At 60.2% G+C, this 15,161-nt stretch carries 9 protein-coding genes; 5 read left to right on the top strand and 4 right to left on the bottom strand.

The genetic code is table 11. The features are described from left to right. Positions 1 to 465 precede the first annotated feature (465 nt). The 3 genes from HDF09_RS06095 to HDF09_RS06085 all read left to right on the top strand — a co-directional run bounded on the left by HDF09_RS06095 (position 466) and on the right by HDF09_RS06085 (position 3,947). The gene (locus tag HDF09_RS06095; protein WP_183762897.1) at positions 466 to 2,679 is read left to right on the top strand and encodes a hypothetical protein; all 2,214 of its coding nucleotides are present in this window, start codon (positions 466 to 468) and stop codon (positions 2,677 to 2,679) included. Positions 2,680 to 2,684: 5 nt separating this feature from the next. Continuing rightward, positions 2,685 to 3,482 (top strand): (d)CMP kinase, encoded by a 798-nt coding sequence (gene cmk, locus HDF09_RS06090; protein ID WP_183762894.1) that lies wholly within the window; start codon positions 2,685 to 2,687, stop codon positions 3,480 to 3,482. A 264-nt stretch (positions 3,483 to 3,746) separates the two neighbouring features. Then, on the top strand, positions 3,747 to 3,947 hold the full coding sequence (locus HDF09_RS06085; protein ID WP_013581125.1) for a cold-shock protein: 201 nt from the start codon (positions 3,747 to 3,749) through the stop codon (positions 3,945 to 3,947). A gap of 110 nt (positions 3,948 to 4,057) precedes the next feature. Here HDF09_RS06085 and HDF09_RS06080 read toward each other — a convergent pair whose 3' ends face one another. Continuing rightward, positions 4,058 to 5,062: a hypothetical protein gene (locus tag HDF09_RS06080; RefSeq protein ID WP_183762891.1), complete on the bottom strand. Its 1,005-nt coding sequence runs from the start codon at positions 5,060 to 5,062 to the stop codon at positions 4,058 to 4,060. Between the two features lie 375 nt (positions 5,063 to 5,437). Between HDF09_RS06080 and HDF09_RS06075 the strand changes: the two genes are divergently transcribed. Beyond that, positions 5,438 to 7,924: a 2-oxoglutarate dehydrogenase E1 component gene (locus HDF09_RS06075; RefSeq protein ID WP_183762888.1), complete on the top strand. Its 2,487-nt coding sequence runs from the start codon at positions 5,438 to 5,440 to the stop codon at positions 7,922 to 7,924. A gap of 69 nt (positions 7,925 to 7,993) precedes the next feature. On the opposite strand, the gene HDF09_RS06070 is transcribed toward HDF09_RS06075, so the two are convergent. Then, positions 7,994 to 8,230, bottom strand: coding sequence for a hypothetical protein (locus HDF09_RS06070; protein WP_183762885.1), 237 nt, complete (start codon positions 8,228 to 8,230; stop codon positions 7,994 to 7,996). Between the two features lie 348 nt (positions 8,231 to 8,578). Then, a complete protein-coding gene (locus HDF09_RS06065; RefSeq protein ID WP_183762882.1) occupies positions 8,579 to 10,273 on the bottom strand; it encodes an MFS transporter in 1,695 nt (564 codons plus the stop codon). 368 nt (positions 10,274 to 10,641) lie between these two features. Between HDF09_RS06065 and HDF09_RS06060 the strand changes: the two genes are divergently transcribed. Next, positions 10,642 to 14,259, top strand: a complete 3,618-nt coding sequence (locus tag HDF09_RS06060; protein ID WP_183762879.1) for a TonB-dependent receptor — start codon at positions 10,642 to 10,644, stop codon at positions 14,257 to 14,259. A gap of 132 nt (positions 14,260 to 14,391) precedes the next feature. Here the strand turns inward: HDF09_RS06060 and HDF09_RS06055 are convergent, their stop codons facing one another. Further along, positions 14,392 to 15,147, bottom strand: coding sequence for an SDR family oxidoreductase (locus HDF09_RS06055; protein WP_183762876.1), 756 nt, complete (start codon positions 15,145 to 15,147; stop codon positions 14,392 to 14,394). Positions 15,148 to 15,161: the final 14 nt, after the last annotated feature.

The following is a 15,161-nucleotide window of genomic DNA, read 5'->3' as shown; positions in this document are numbered from 1 at the left end:
TATGCGCGACGTACCTGTGTGAGATAAAGCGCGGCGCTGGGAGAGGCGGATTGCCGTCGTTCTGTTGCTCCCGTATTTCTATCGGGTAGTCGTCTAGTTGCCAATCGTTAGTTTTGAAAGAAAGAACCCACTTCCACGAAGAATGAAGCCGGTTCTTTAACTTCGAAAGTCGCGAGTACGCCATGACCGCAAGTGTATTGCAAAGGCTAAGGAACGTTGTGCCCGCAAAACGGGCTTATAGGTAACCTGATTGCCACAGGGTTTCAAATTGACCCGCTGCCCGATTTTCGCACTCTTCCACGGTAGGCTCTCGCTTTGCGGTATTCTTATAAAGACATACAAAAAGCATCTCAGCGCATCTAGCCGCTCATCGCTCGAATCCAATCTTTTAGTGTCATCCTTTTAGCCCAGGCTAAGGATATGTTGTAGCGCGAGCCCCGCTCCGCCCAGCAGGAAGGCAACACCTTGAGTAACCTAAGCACTCCCACGGCTGACCAGCTCGCCGCCGCCCGCCTCGCGCATTGGCATCAAAACACCGATCCCATCCTCACCATCAACATGCTCCGCGACTGGCTCAACACCTCAGGCCTGGTCTTCTTCACGCCTCGCGCCGCGCAGCTTCCCGCACCCGCGCCATCCTTCGTCGAAGCCATCCTCGGCACCCCCAACGCCGCCCCCACCCTCGCCGACGCGGACCAGTCCCGCAGCCTCCTCTCCCGTCTCATCCTCGACGGCGGTGCCATTCCTCTCAATCTCCTCGGTTCGCCCACCGGCACCGGCAGCGAGACCCCCGACTTCATCGTCTCCCCGCTCGCCTTCCCCTACATCTTCACCCTGCGCGGCGACAAGGCCTGGAAGCAGCCCCCCACCACCAGCGGAGCCACCAAGGTCTCCCCGCTCGCCCTCAACACCTACACCCTCCTCGCCGAGCGCGCCAAAGACCATGCCACCGGCATAAGCTCCTACGACCTCACCACCCAGCTCGGCAAAGAGGTCACCGAGACCGCCGTCCTCCGCTCCCTCACCGAGCTCTGGCAGCATCTCCGCGTCATCCCCGTCCCGCAACCCGACGGCGCTCCCACACTCTGGGAGCTCACCACCACCCGCTTCACCAAGCAGATCAAAGCCGGAGCCAACGCCGGACAGCCCACCGCCCTCTCCGCCCTCATCTCCCTCTATCTCGGCCAGGCCATCGTGGCCTCCGAAGAGGACATCGAGACCTTCCTCTCGCCCATCGCCGCCCGCTCGCGCATCCGCGACGTCATCCATGCACTCATCTCCGCGCGTCAACTGGAGACGATCGCAGTAGAAGGCCGCACTGTCCTCCACGTCACCGGCGAACTCCCCGCCTTCCTCGCAATCGCCGCTCCCGCACCGGACGACGTCGACTCCATCGTCGCCACCACCGAAGGCGACAGCGCCGAATCCGCCGAGGGAACTGGCCGCATCAAGAAGTTCATTCCCAAGCCCCGCAAGGTCGGCACTGGATTTGTAACCAAACCTGGTCGCAGCTCCGAATCCTCTCCCTCCCCACGCGAGCGCCGCCCCTTCACCCGCGAATCCAACCGCCCCGACCGCCCCAGCTTTACCAAGCCGTGGGAAGAAGAGAAGGCCGACCGCCTCGCCGCAGCAAAATCCTCCTCCGAGGTCCCGAACGAAGGCGACAGCACAGAAGCCCCGCGCGCTCCTCGCGCCTACGATCGCAAACCCAGCTCCGACCGAGCAGGGAAGCGACCCGCCTTCGGTTCGAAACCATCCTCCGGAAGCCGTCCCAGTTTTGGCAGCAAGCCAGCCTTCGGCGGCAAGCCGCGCTTCGGTGATGATCGCCCCTCTACCGGCGGTGACCGCCCCACCTACCGCCGCAGCGCAGACTCCGGCGACAGCCGCCCGCCCCGCCGCGAATACACTCCACGCCCCTACAACGACGCCTCAGCCGGAGACAGCGACCGCCCCCGCAAGACCTTCTCCAAGCCAGGCACCTTCGGCCGCAAGCGCGAAGGCTTCGCCGGCAAGCCCAGCTTCGGTCGCGACAGCAGCGACGCCCGCCCTCCGCGCCGCGACTACGCGCCCCGTCCCGACGCAGACTCCGGGGACGCACGTCCTCCCCGCCGCACCTTCGGCGACCGGCCAGCCAAACCCAGCTTCGGCGCCAAGCCCAGCTTCGGTGGTCCACGCAAACCCGGCAGCTTCTCCGCCCGCCCCCAGCGCAGCTTCGACGGCGGCGACCGCACCAACGGTTTCGCCCCGCGCAAATCCTTCTCCCGCGACACCCCCTCCACCCGAGACACCCGTGACTCCGAAGCCCGCCCCCGCCGCACAGAAGGCCGCGCAGCACGTCCCGACGGTCCCCCCTTCCGCAAGTTCGACGCACCCCGCACCCCACGTCCCAAGGGCGCCTTCGAAGGCAAATCCAGCGGCAGCTTCGGCGAGAAGAAGCCGTACAGCAAAACCAGCAACAGCTTCGGAGCCAAAAAACCATACAGCAAATCGGGCGGTAGCTTCTCAAGCGGCACCTTCGCCGGCAAATCCACTGGCAGCTTCGCCGGCAAGAAACCCTACAGCAAATCCGCCGCCGGAACGGGCAAACCCGCCAGCACCTTCGACAAGTTCAAGGGCAACAAGAAGCCCTTCGGCAATCGGCCTCCCGCCCGCAAGTTCAAACGTGAGGAAGGGGAATAAGCCGGATGACGCAGCCGCACGAGGACTCCGCACCCGCATCGCAGCCTGAGACCAAAAAGCGTCAGCGTCCCGTCATCGCCATCGACGGGCCTGCTGGCGCCGGCAAAAGCACCCTCGCCGCCCATCTCGCCCGCCGCTTCGGATTCCTCAATCTGGAGACCGGCGCCATGTACCGCGCGCTCGCCCTCAAAGCCATCGATAACGACTACTCCTTCGACGAAGAGGCCCCGCTCATGGACCTTGCCGCCCACACCCGCATCACCCTCGAGCCGCAACTCGAAGGCAACCGCGTCCTGCTCGACGGCCGGGACGTCTCCCGCCGCATTCGCGAGACCGACGTCACCAACGCCGCCTCCAAAGTCTCCATCCATCCGCAACTTCGCGCCTGGATGGTCCACCAGCAGCGCCTGCTCGGTGAGGCCGGTGGGGTCGTCATGGAAGGCCGCGACATCGGCACCGCCGTCTTTCCCGACGCCGAAGTCAAGATCTTCCTCGATGCCGCCCCCGAGGTTCGCGGCAACCGCCGTTACCGCCAGGCCGCTCCCGGATCGAACACCGCCGAACCGACCGACCGCCAAAACTACGGCCGTCAGGCTCCCGATCCCGTCTCCGCCGAGCAGCAGCGGCTTACCGAAGAGGCCGTCCTTCGCGAGCTGAAAGACCGCGACTACCGCGATCGCAATCGGGCCGAATCACCCCTTAGGCCCGCTGCCGACGCAGTCATCCTCGACTCCACCTCGATGACCCTCGACGAGGTGTTGAATCAGGCCGAAGAGATCGTCCGAACCCACCTTAAAGCGTAACGCTGCGTGATATCTAACATTGTCGATGCACGTTTGTCGAATCCACCGAGCCCCCAATATCCTCAAACAAGCCCGAATATCCACATTTTTTGCACTATAAACAGTGCAACCATAACTATTTAGGAGAATAAGTAAAAAAAACTTGGCAACTGTGCTAACCTTCACACATCGTTTGAAACAGATTGGATTTCTGCAAAGCTCGTACTGTACGAACCCCGATTTGGATCTAGCGGCAAATTCAATAGCAATAAGGAAATAGTGAACATGGAACAGGGAACAGTGAAGTGGTTTAACGATGCCAAGGGGTTTGGCTTTATCAGCCGTCAGAACGGCGAGGATGTGTTCGTACACTACTCGGCGATCAATTCGAACGGTTTCAAGAGCCTTCAAGAGGGCCAGGCTGTACAGTTCAATGTGGTAAAGGGACCCAAGGGTTGGCAGGCGTCTGACGTTCAGCCTCTCTAGTCTTTAGCACTTCGACGACAGCGACAACCAAGTTTTGCGAAAGGGATGGCCTCGGCTATCCCTTTGCGCGTTTTTCGCCTATCACTTTCCCTGCCCCGGCGCGACTGATCTCACTTAGGCATTGACTCCGGAGTGGTCGGACTCTCCACCGGCACAATCTTCGAGGTCGCCTTGAACTTCCGATAGTCCGACTCCACCGCCTCAACGCGGCCGTTGAAACCCAGGAACAGCAAGGCTCGTGCAGACCCCTGGCCTTCGAATCTCGCCGGCAGCCAGACCTCGCCATTCACCTTTCTCTGCTCCATGGCGAAGCTCGTCCCTTTCTGAATATTCGCCACCAGCCCCCCGCCAATCTTGAAGTTATTCACGAAGTGTCCTTCAGCCTTCACCAGCACACGGTCCCGTTCATCCACCCACACCGTGCCCATCATGTCCCGAACCACCTCTTCGAATTTCGTTCGTGTCTTAGCCTTCGGATCGCCCGCATAGTCCGCCACAATCGTGTCCCTGCCATTCAACTGCACTCGCCGCGCATTGGTAAAGCTTCCCAACTCCAGCGCCCGCGAGGCCGTCATCAACTCGTGCCCGCGCGCATCCGACTCCTTCCCCTCCTCATCGGCCTTCTCTCGTCTCTCCTTGGCCTTCTCGGAGTCCTTATCAATCCGTTCACTCTCTTTCTTCTGCTCGTCCGGGCTTAGCTCCTGCCCATCCTTCTTTTCCAGCCGGCCCACCGGCACGCCATTCTCCCAGAAGACCTCAAACTCCCTGGTCTCGATCTTCTTCAATCCACCATGCGAATCCAGCCGCTGTTCCGTCACCAGAGACCGATACAGATAGTCCTTCTCAATCGCCTCTGCGGCTCTCTGATTCGTCTCTACGTCATGCATCAAAGCAGCAATATCCGGCAGCGGACGTTCCCCAGCCTTCCCGTCCTCCACAGTCTTGCCGTCGTTCGTTGCCGGAGCAGAAGGAGTTGCCGGAGCAGGAGGAGTGACAGGAGCCGATGGAGCGACAGTTTGTGCAGGCTCCTGTTGTGCAGGCTGCCGGCCCGATGGCTGCGCAACTGTGTTTGCCTGTCCAGGAAGGCTCAGAGCAGACCCCTCGGGCAAACCCATCAAACTCACCCCTACGAGCAAAACCAAAACCCTGCGAGCCTCAACCACCATAACTTCCCACTATAAAGCGGCCCATCGCGACTCCGCTCCACCAAGGCTTGTCCGATAATCGGGAACTCAGCCTAACCCGCTGGGAAAAAATGGCTTACAACATCTCCACCGACAGGAGAAAATCCCTCCAACACGCCAAAGCAGAAGCACCCGCGGCTGGCCCCTCGTCTTTTCGCTCGCCGACCTCAAAGAGGTGCAACAAAGGGGTGCAACTTTATGGTCACAGCCCCTGGCAGGCGCTCAAGAGCGTGCACCCAACCGCCGAAAGGTCTAGCATAGTAAAGGACGCGCACCACTCGCGAATAGATCTGAAGTGAGGAAGCAATGGCCACGAAGGCAGAGGCACTGACTGCAACAACATCCGCAGTTGAACAACACGAACGAGAGACAATCTTCGATATCTTCCGCCGCTGGGGCTACCTCCAGGCATCCCTCGACCCTCTCGGTCAGTACCTTCCTCCCGAGCCATTTCCAACCCCCGCACCCGAAGGCGATATCGCGAAAGAAGCGCGCAGCTACTACTGCGGAACCATCGCCGCAGAGTTCATGCACCTCCCCAGCAACGAACAGCGGCAGTGGCTGCAGGAGCGCATCGAACAAGTCCCGGCCAAGCCCGATCAAGCGCTCATCCTCACGCAACTCATTCGCGCCGACATCTTCGAGCAGGTCATTCAGTCACGCTACCTCGGCACCAAACGCTTCTCCCTCGAGGGGATCACAGCGCTGATCCCGTTCCTCGATCGCGTCTTCGCCGTCAGCGCCGGAACCGGCGTCGCCACGGCCATGATCGCAATGAGCCATCGCGGCCGCCTCAACGTGATGACCAACACCATTGGCCGTTCTCCCTCCGAGATCTTCACCAAATTCGAAGACGTCGATCCGCGCAGCACCATGGGCGGTGGCGATGTGAAGTATCACGTCGGCGCAACCGGCGAATACCACTCGCCCGACGGAAAAACCATCTTGCTCCATCTGGCCTCGAACCCAAGCCACCTCGAAGCAGTCGACCCCGTAGTCCTCGGACGCACCCGCGCCAAACAGGAGCGCATCGGCAAAGACGGCAACGACCACGTGCTTCCGTTGATCATTCACGGCGACGCAGCCTTCGCAGGTCAGGGCATCCTCGCCGAGACCTTGAACATGGCCACGCTGCACGGCTACAACGTCGGCGGCACCATCCACGTCATCGTCAACAACCTCCTCGGCTTCACCGCCGTCCCCGAAGAGTCGAACTCCTCACGCTTCGCCACCGACATCGCAAAGCGCCTTCCCATCCCGATCTTCCACGTCAACGCCGAAGATCCAGACGCCGTCGTGCGAGTCGCCGCGATCGCTGCCGAGTATCGCAATCGCTTCCACTCCGACATCGTGATCGATCTCGTGGGCTATCGCAAACATGGGCACAGCGAGGTCGACGATCCCACCGTCACCCAGCCCCGCCGCTACGCCATCATCAAGGATCGCCCCGCGCTCTACCAGCTTTACGCAAAACAGATCGGCGTCGACCCCACAGCGGAAGTGCAGAAGATCCAGCAAGAGCTCCTCGACGATCAGAAGGCCGCGAGTCAGGCTGATCACAAGCCGCACCTGGCCCAGCTGCCCGCCTACTGGGACCCCTACAAAGGCGGCGAATGCGAGCCCGAGTACAACGTACCCACTGGCCTCCCAGCCGAGCGCATCAACCAACTCGTCACCTCACTGACCTCCTACCCCAAAGAGTTCCACATCCATCCCAAGGTGAAGAAGCTCTTCGAGCAGCGCCAGGAGATGGGCGCGGGCACACGCCTCTTCGACTACGGCATGGCCGAACTCGTAGCCTTCGCTTCGCTCCTAGAAGCCGGCGTTCCCGTCCGTCTCAGCGGACAGGACTCCCAGCGCGGAACCTTCAACCAGCGCCACGCCGTCATGGTCGATACCGAAACCGAAGTCCGCTACACGCCCCTCTCTCACCTCAGCGACAAACAAGGCAAGTTCGAGGTCTACAACTCGCTCCTCTCCGAAGCCGCAGTCCTCGGCTTCGAGTACGGCTTCTCCCGCGACTATCCCGAAACTCTCGTCCTGTGGGAGGCGCAGTTCGGCGACTTCGCCAACGGCGCGCAGATCATCATGGATCAGTTCATCGCCGCCAGCGAAGCCAAGTGGGGCCTCCTCTCCGGCCTCGTCATGCTGCTCCCGCACGGCTACGAAGGCCAAGGCCCCGAGCACTCCAGCGCGCGCATCGAGCGCTACCTCCAGCTCGCCGCCAACGACAACATCCAGATCTGCCAGCCCTCAAACGCAGCGCAGTACTTCCATCTCCTGCGCCGTCAGGCTCTCAGTCCATGGCGCAAGCCGCTCGTCCTCTTCACCCCGAAGAGCATGCTCCGTCATCCCGACGCCTCCTCGACCCTCGCCGACTTCGCCATCGAGCACTTCCAGAACGTCCTCCCCGACAACGACGTAAAGAATCCACGCCGCCTTCTCGTCTGCAGCGGAAAGATCGGCCACAACCTCCGCGTCGAGCGCGCGAAGCGCAAGGACTTCAGCGTCGGCATCATCTTTCTCGAGCAGATGTACCCCTGGCCCGAGCAAGAGTTGCAGGCCGCCCTCGACCAGCACCCAGACGCACAAGAGATCATCTGGGTCCAGGAAGAGCCCGCCAACATGGGAGCCTTCTCCTACGTCATGCCTCTGCTACGCCGCATGGCCGCCGACCGCGCAGTGCTCAGCGTCAAGCGCAGTGCCAGCGCAACACCGGCAACCGGCTCGGCCAAGGCTCACGAGATCGAAGAAAAAACCCTGATCGATCTGGCACTCGGATCCGCGGTCTAACTCAACTCTGAAAAATCCACGGGCACAGCCTTGGTTTTGGCTGTGCCCGTCGTCGTTCATCGCAACAGTTTACTCAGCGATCTGTACCGCGACCTTTCTGCGGCGAATAAAGCCCGCAGCGGTCAGCAGTCCGCTCCCCAGTAAGACAAAGTTGCGCGTCTCGGGTGCAGCAGGAGCAGCAGCCTTGAAGACAACTGCGTCATCGTAGTCTTCCTCAGAGAGCGGAAGGAAAGAGTCTTCCGCCTCAGGGGATCCATTGGCAGCGTTATGGGTCGCCGAGCCGTTTGGTACGGAGTAAGTCATCATCGAGCCGCTTCCCATCTGCGGCATTGTCGATGCGAGAAACGGGTTAGGGATGGTGTCGGCAGAAGCGAATTTGGCAAAAAATAACGCAACGACCAACGAGGATGTAGCGCAAAACACACGTAGCGTTAACCTCATGGCGAGACCTCGGGAAAGTTTTCAGTAAAGGGGCCTGCCCGAGTAAACAGCACGCCGACGGCCAAACACCTTTCCGGCTCTCCCGGAATCCTGGCAACTCGCCGCGCCATTATTTTCAAAGATTTGCAGACTCGCCGTTTCTTGACTCCGTCTTACCTCTCGCAAACAACCGCAAAAATCTGCAGGAACGAAAGAAAACTCTTCGGTCCAGTATTACGGCTTCGTTTCAACAGCGCTCGCAGGAGAGCGGGACGGTACCGGATTCGCAACCTCTCGCGCATAGATCTGGTACGTCGTCTTCGGGGGATCGTCATGTTGATGTAACGCACGTACCCGAGCGCGAATCGCCTCATCAGCCGCAGTAATGCGTTCGCGCGAACGCAGATAATCCAGCCACGACTCCATCACGAAGGTCTCGTTCAAATGCGTCGGATCGATGGCGTCGCGGTAGATGCCCCAGCGTATCGCCCCATCACGCAGACGCACGCCTCGAAGCTGATGAATCGCATAGGTGAACTCCGCATAGTTTTCGATCGGCACGCAATATTCAACCGAGATGCGAACCGGCCCGTCGGTAGGCTCCGTATCGAGCGCAAGCTGCGGTGCCGGATGCTTCCACTGATACGGCGTGTGGTCAGGCAGCGGACCCTGCAGAATATGAAACCGTCGCGCGAACGGGAAGGTGATCAACAAACCACACGCCGCAGTAGTCAGCGCGATCGTCGTCGAAGTATGTTCCGCAATGTATCCCCACAGAATCGCCCCGAACGCCATGCCACCCTGAAACGTCGTCATGTAAGTCCCCAACGCACGAGCCTGCACCCACGCAGGCACCGAAAGCTGCACCGAGACGTTGATCGTCGACATGGTGCTCGTCCACGCCGCGCCCGACAAGATAAGCGTCGCAATCAGTATCGACGGGCTGCGCACGAACGCCAGCACCAGCAGCACCACCACGTTGTACAGCGTCGAAGTCGCCAGAATCTGGTCCGCGGAAAATCGCTGACGAATGCGATGAAGCGTAGTCGCCGCGATCACCGCGCCCAACCCAAGCGACCCGTTCAGAATTCCGTAGCCCAGCGGACCCTGCTTCAAATCACGCTTTGCGACCACTGCCAGCAATGACCAGATCGCCGAGATGAAGAACGTATAGATGAACGCGCGCACCAGAGACGACTGCAGATCCGGCGCGTACCGCACATACCGCAGCCCCGATCGAATCGAACCGGCGATGCGCTCCGAAGGCAGCGCCGACTTGAACAGCGGAATCCTCTTCCAGTTCACCAGCACCCAGATCACGCCCGCAAACGACACCGCATTCAGCGCAAACACAGATCCTGCGCCCGTATAAACCCGCTGAAAACCCGCGACCATCAATCCGCCAAGCGCCGGGCCCACCGCACGCGCCAGGTTATTGCTCGCTGCATTCAGCGACACCGTATCCGGGATCAGTTCGCGAGGCACCAGCTCCGGCACAATCGCCTGCCACGCCGGGTTGTTCATCGCCGAGCCGATGTTCAGCAGGAACGTAAACGCAAGCAAAGCCCACGGCGAGATATAGCCAACGAACGTCAGCACAGCCAGCACGCCCACCGAAGCCAGCATCCACGCCTGCCAGAAGATCAGCAGCTTGCGCCGGTCGAAGATGTCCGCCGTAGCCCCAGCCAGCAGCCCCAGCAGCAGCACCGGCAGGCTGGCCGCGGTCTGCATCAGCGCAATCAGCAGAGGCGAAGCGGTCAACGAGGTCATCAGCCAAGTGCCCGCAGTGTCCTGCATCCACGTCCCCACCGAAGAGATCGTGCTCGCAATCCAGCGATCTCGAAACAGAGAAATCTTCAGAGGAGCGAAGCCGCTGGACTTGTCCACGATCGGAGGTTCTGCAGCGGTGTTGGGAGATTCAAGTGGCATCGCTGCGATTAGTTTACGGTCTCAACGCTTGCGCCGTCGTTCCGAGCACTTCTGTGCGCTGTTCAGAGCAATTGATCACCAAGAGGGTAGGAGGAGATAAGGTGTCGAGGCTGGCAGGAGATAAGGCGTCCGCATCCTGCGAATCGTTAGTAACCCTGGGATGCTTTCAAGCAAAGATCCGGCAGTTCGGACCAACCAGTCAACTCTGCGAGCTCTTTACGGTAGAAGTTCCCGTAAAACCGCGAAATCTGTGAATCGGCAAAACTTGCGTTGACTTTCGAACAACCAATTCTTACAGTCTATTAATCTAATCCAGCGCAGCGCGGTCGATACAAGAACCACCCTAGGTTTGTCGAAAGGGTTCAATTATGAAACGCACGATGGTTGGTACGACGTGTCCGGGATCGGTTGCAGGCCCAGCCGATACAAAATCCCACAAAACACTTCTTCTCCTGGTTGTCTGCGTTCTCGCGCTGATGATCCCTCCTGCCCTGCATGGCCAGGCCATTGGAAGCTTCTCCGGCAATGTCCTCGATAAATCGGGATCGGCTGTCCCTGGAGCTACCGTCAAAGCAACTTCTCAGGCAACGGGCCTGGTCCGAGATGGCAAGACCGACAGCGCCGGACACTATCTGATTCCGTTACTCCCCGTCGGCACCTACACCGTGCGCGTCGATATGCAGGGCTTTCAAAGCGCCGAATCCAAAGATCTGCGTCTCCAGATTGATGAAGCCCGCGAACTCGATTTTTCGATCGCACCCGCCACTGTAGTCACTTCGGTGGTAGTTTCCGGCGACGCCGTCGTTGTCGAGACAGGCAATCCCTCTCTCGGCCAGGTCATCACCTCGCAGCAGGTATCGCAACTCCCCCTGAATGGCCGCGACTTCGTTCAACTCGCCACGCTCACCTCCGGCGCGACGGCAGAGACCAACCCCAATAGCTTTTTCACCTCCGCCGCCAGCAGTGAGGTAGCCGCGCGCGGTTCTTTCTCGCTATCGGTCGGTGGCTCCCGCCCCAACAGCACGGACTGGCTGCTGGATGGCGTCGACAATAACGAACTCACTGCAGGCGGTATCGGCGTCTTCTCCTCGATCGATGACATTCAGGAGTTCAAGGTTTTGACCTACACCTACTCCGCCGAATACGGTACTCGAGCCGGCCCGACTGTGCTGGTCACCACAAAATCCGGCACCAACAACTTCCACGGATCGTTATTCGAATTTGTGCGCAATACCGATCTCGATGCCAAGAGCTACTTTGCCTCCAAGGCGGAAAAGTTCAACCTGAACCAGTTTGGCGGCTCCATCGGCGGGCCGATTCACAAGGACAAGACCTTTTTCTTCGTCGATGGCGAACAAAAATATCAACGTCACGGCATTGCCTTTACCGGTCTGGTGCCTTCGCTGGCCATGCGCACCGGCGATTTCTCCGCCGATCCTTATGGCAATCCTGTCTCCGGTCTCGCAATCGTCAATCCCAACCTGATTGGCGCTTCCACAAACCCCGCCTCCTTTCCCAATGTTTATTTCCAGTGCAATGCAGCAGGAAATCCTCTCCCTGCAAATCCCGATGGAAGTCAGGCCCAGGGCACTCCCTGTAACAAGATTCCATCCGGCCTCATCAACCCCATTGGACAGGCGATGGTGAACCTGTACCCCGCGCCGAACGCCAGCAACGCCAGCTCCGGCTACAACTATGTCAATCAGCCCGTGCGCGTTCTGAACGAAACCAAGTTCGATGTCCGTCTCGACCACACGCTTACTGCCAAGGACACCCTCTTCGGCCGTTTCAGCTACGACCAGGCTTTCTCCTACGTGCCCGGCGGCTCTCCAGGATTTGCCGAAGCAAACGCCTTCGGCAGCAATCAGCACATCATCAACCACGCGCGCAACATCGCCCTCGGCGAAACCCATGTGTTCAATGCAAACATGGTCAACCAGGCCAGCTTTGGCTACAACCGCATCTTCGACTACATCACCTCGCAAGGCTCCGGCACCTGCGCCTCCGCCAACATCGTGCCCGGCGGCATTCCCAACGCCAACCTCGGGTGCTCTAACGGGGCCTGCCTTCCCGGCGCATACAGCTGCGGTCTAGTTTCGACGATCGTCGCAGGTGGCTATTGGGCCATCGGTGATCGCGGCTACTCTCCCTTCCAGGGCGGAACAAACATCTTCTCGTTCCGAGACTCCCTCGAACTCATCCGTCATAAGCACGACCTGAAGGTGGGAATCGACCTTCGCCGCAATCAAATGAACGTCGGCACCGAGGCCTTCCAGGATGGCTTCTGGATCATCGGCAACGGCGGCAATTTTTCCGGCCTTAGCAGCGCGAGCATCGGAGGCAGTCCGCAGGCCGATTTTTTGCTCGGCATCACTGGCCTGGCCATTCATGATCAGACCTTCAATGGCCCCGTCACCGGCCGCCGCTGGACCATCTGGCGTCCTTTCGTCGAGGACGATTGGAGAGTCACATCCTCTCTTACCCTCAATCTTGGCCTGGCCTGGGCTCTGACGACTCCCGTCACCGAAGCCCACGGACGCCTCGCCAACTATGTTCCCGCAACCGGAAAACTCCTCGTTGCCAATCAAAATGGTGTGAGTTCGTCGGCAGGCGTCAACATGGATTTGACAGCTCTCGAACCCCGCATCGGTGCCGCCTGGAAGGTCTTCGGCAGCGACAAGACAGTGCTCCGCGGCGGTTTCTCTATCTACCACGACTCGGCCTGGAGCCAGGGCGCCCAGGGCCTATGGCAGAACCCACCCTTCCTCGGCGAATCCGACGCCTTCGCCTCCGCAGGCTGCGCCTTTGTCACCTCGTACTGCGCCACCACGCTCGGACAAACACCCTCCGGCATCAGTCTCTCCAGCGGATTTCAGGCCATCCCTGTACCCCCTACCGCCGGCAACTTTACAGGCTCGTTCTATACCCAGCCAACCGACTTCAAGCTGGGCCGGGTCTATCAATACAACGCGAACGTCGAGCGCCAGCTGGTCGGCAATCTTGTTCTGACCGCCGGCTATGCCGGCTCCCGCGGCACCCACATCCTGGTGGCCGGCAATGACCTCAACACGGGAAGCCCGTCTGCCTGCGGCGTGGTATCCGGCTACACAATCGGTTGCCTTCCCAACGGCGCGCCTTATGTCCCGCCCTATGGCACCTTCGACACCATCTCCCTGTTTGGCGATGTGGGCAAGACCAACTATGACTCGCTTCAAATCAAGGCAGAGACCAAGACAACGAAGTACGGCCTCTACGCCCTGATCGCTTACACCTACTCTCATACCTATGACAACGGGTTATCCGACGGCTTAGGCTCCGAGCTCAGCGCTCCCTTCTTCCCTCTTCCCAACTGGCAAAAGCTGGATTGGGGCTTATCGCAGATCAATCTCAATAACAGCTTCATCGCCAGTGTCATCTACGATCTGCCCTTCGGCCGCGGAAAGCAGTTCGGCAGCAGTTGGAATCCCGTGACCAACACTCTTCTTGGCGGCTTCCAACTGACTCTTATCCAAAGAATATCTTCGGGATTTCCCGACCCGTTGATCAACAGCACGAACGCGTCCGGCAACTTCTTCCAGAACGGCGGCAATGGGAACAACTTCAACCGGCCTGACCGGGTCGCCGGCTGCAACCCCACTCACGCGGACCACAGCAAGCTGCAGTGGATCAACTCCTCTTGCTTTGTTCCGGCTCAGGCCCAACAAATAGTCAACGGCGTGCTGGTCGTCCCCGGCGAGTTGGGGAATGCGGGGCGCGTCCCGGCCACCGGGCCTGACTTCGTCAATACGGACTTCTCCGTCATCAAAGACTTCGCGCTGCCTCGCGAGAACACAGGGTTGCAATTCCGCGCCGAGTTCTTCAACCTCTTCAATCACACCCAGTTCGGTCTGCCGGTCAACGATGTGAGTGCCAGCGGATTCGGCGCCGTGAACTCCACCGTCAACAATCCTCGCCTTGTGCAACTGGCCCTCAAACTGAATTTCTAAAGCGCACAGGCCAGCGCGGAAGTAGTCCAGTACCCGCAAGGGAGAGAGAATCAGTCCCGAACAACGCTCCCTCCCGAGCGATTGGTGCAACAGCCGGCGTTCGTCGATACCGGTATGCGCATGGCGACTACATCACCACGGGATCACGCCGTCTGTGTTGGAGAAGGTGCCCGTCGGACCATCCGCGCCGAGAAGCGCGAGGCGCACCGGCTCGCGAGCACCCTCCTCGACAGTTCCCGTGCCTGCATAGTCGTTGAGCTTCGTCTTGATGAAGCCCGGGGAACAGGCGTTGACCTTGATCCCGGTCGACTCCAGTTCGATCGCCATGGCGAGCGTCATCGCGTTGAGGGCGGTCTTGGATGCAGGGTAGCAAGGGCCGAAGATCGAGCGATAGGGGAACGCCGGATCCGAGTTCGCCGTCAGCGAGCCCACGCCGCTCGACACGTTGACGATGCGTGCTGCTGGCGCCTCGCGCAGCAGCGGCAGCATCGCCTGGGTAACGGCGAGCACGCCGAACACGTTGGTCTCCCACACCGCCCGCACTTCATCGAGGGACACGTTGCTCGCGCGGGTCAACTTAGCGTACTCCGCGATGGACTGGCCGGGCAGCTTACTCGTATTCGAGATGGCCGCGTTGTTGACGAGCACGTCGAGGCGGCCAAACTCCTTGCGAACACGCTCCGCCGCCGCGGCGATCGAAGCCCCGTCCGTCACATCGAGCTGGAGCGCGCGGGCGTCCGGCCCAACCTCCTTGGTCGCAGCCTCGCCCCGCTCGAGATTGCGCGACCCGACCAGTACCGTGAAGCCCTGTGCCACGAGATCCTTCGCGATCTGAAGGCCGATTCCTTGATTTGCCCCGGTGACCAGGGCGACGGGTTTGTTTTGCATATTGCTCTCCTCCA

It is taken from the genome of Edaphobacter lichenicola (genome assembly GCF_014201315.1).
Taxonomy (GTDB): domain Bacteria; phylum Acidobacteriota; class Terriglobia; order Terriglobales; family Acidobacteriaceae; genus Edaphobacter; species Edaphobacter lichenicola_B.
Note: the sequence above shows the minus strand (reverse complement) of the source record. Positions and strands in the feature narration are given on the sequence as shown.

What these genes read in the sequence shown, in the direction of transcription:
- HDF09_RS06060 (WP_183762879.1), top strand. Translation starts at nt 10,642, where the DNA reads ATGAAACGCACGATGGTTGGTACGACGTGTCCGGGATCGGTTGCAGGC.
- HDF09_RS06070 (WP_183762885.1), bottom strand. Translation starts at nt 8,230, where the DNA reads ATGATGACTTACTCCGTACCAAACGGCTCGGCGACCCATAACGCTGCC.
- HDF09_RS06065 (WP_183762882.1), bottom strand. Translation starts at nt 10,273, where the DNA reads ATGCCACTTGAATCTCCCAACACCGCTGCAGAACCTCCGATCGTGGAC.
- HDF09_RS06085 (WP_013581125.1), top strand. Translation starts at nt 3,747, where the DNA reads ATGGAACAGGGAACAGTGAAGTGGTTTAACGATGCCAAGGGGTTTGGC.
- HDF09_RS06055 (WP_183762876.1), bottom strand. Translation starts at nt 15,147, where the DNA reads ATGCAAAACAAACCCGTCGCCCTGGTCACCGGGGCAAATCAAGGAATC.
- cmk (WP_183762894.1), top strand. Translation starts at nt 2,685, where the DNA reads ATGACGCAGCCGCACGAGGACTCCGCACCCGCATCGCAGCCTGAGACC.
- HDF09_RS06075 (WP_183762888.1), top strand. Translation starts at nt 5,438, where the DNA reads ATGGCCACGAAGGCAGAGGCACTGACTGCAACAACATCCGCAGTTGAA.
- HDF09_RS06080 (WP_183762891.1), bottom strand. Translation starts at nt 5,062, where the DNA reads ATGGGTTTGCCCGAGGGGTCTGCTCTGAGCCTTCCTGGACAGGCAAAC.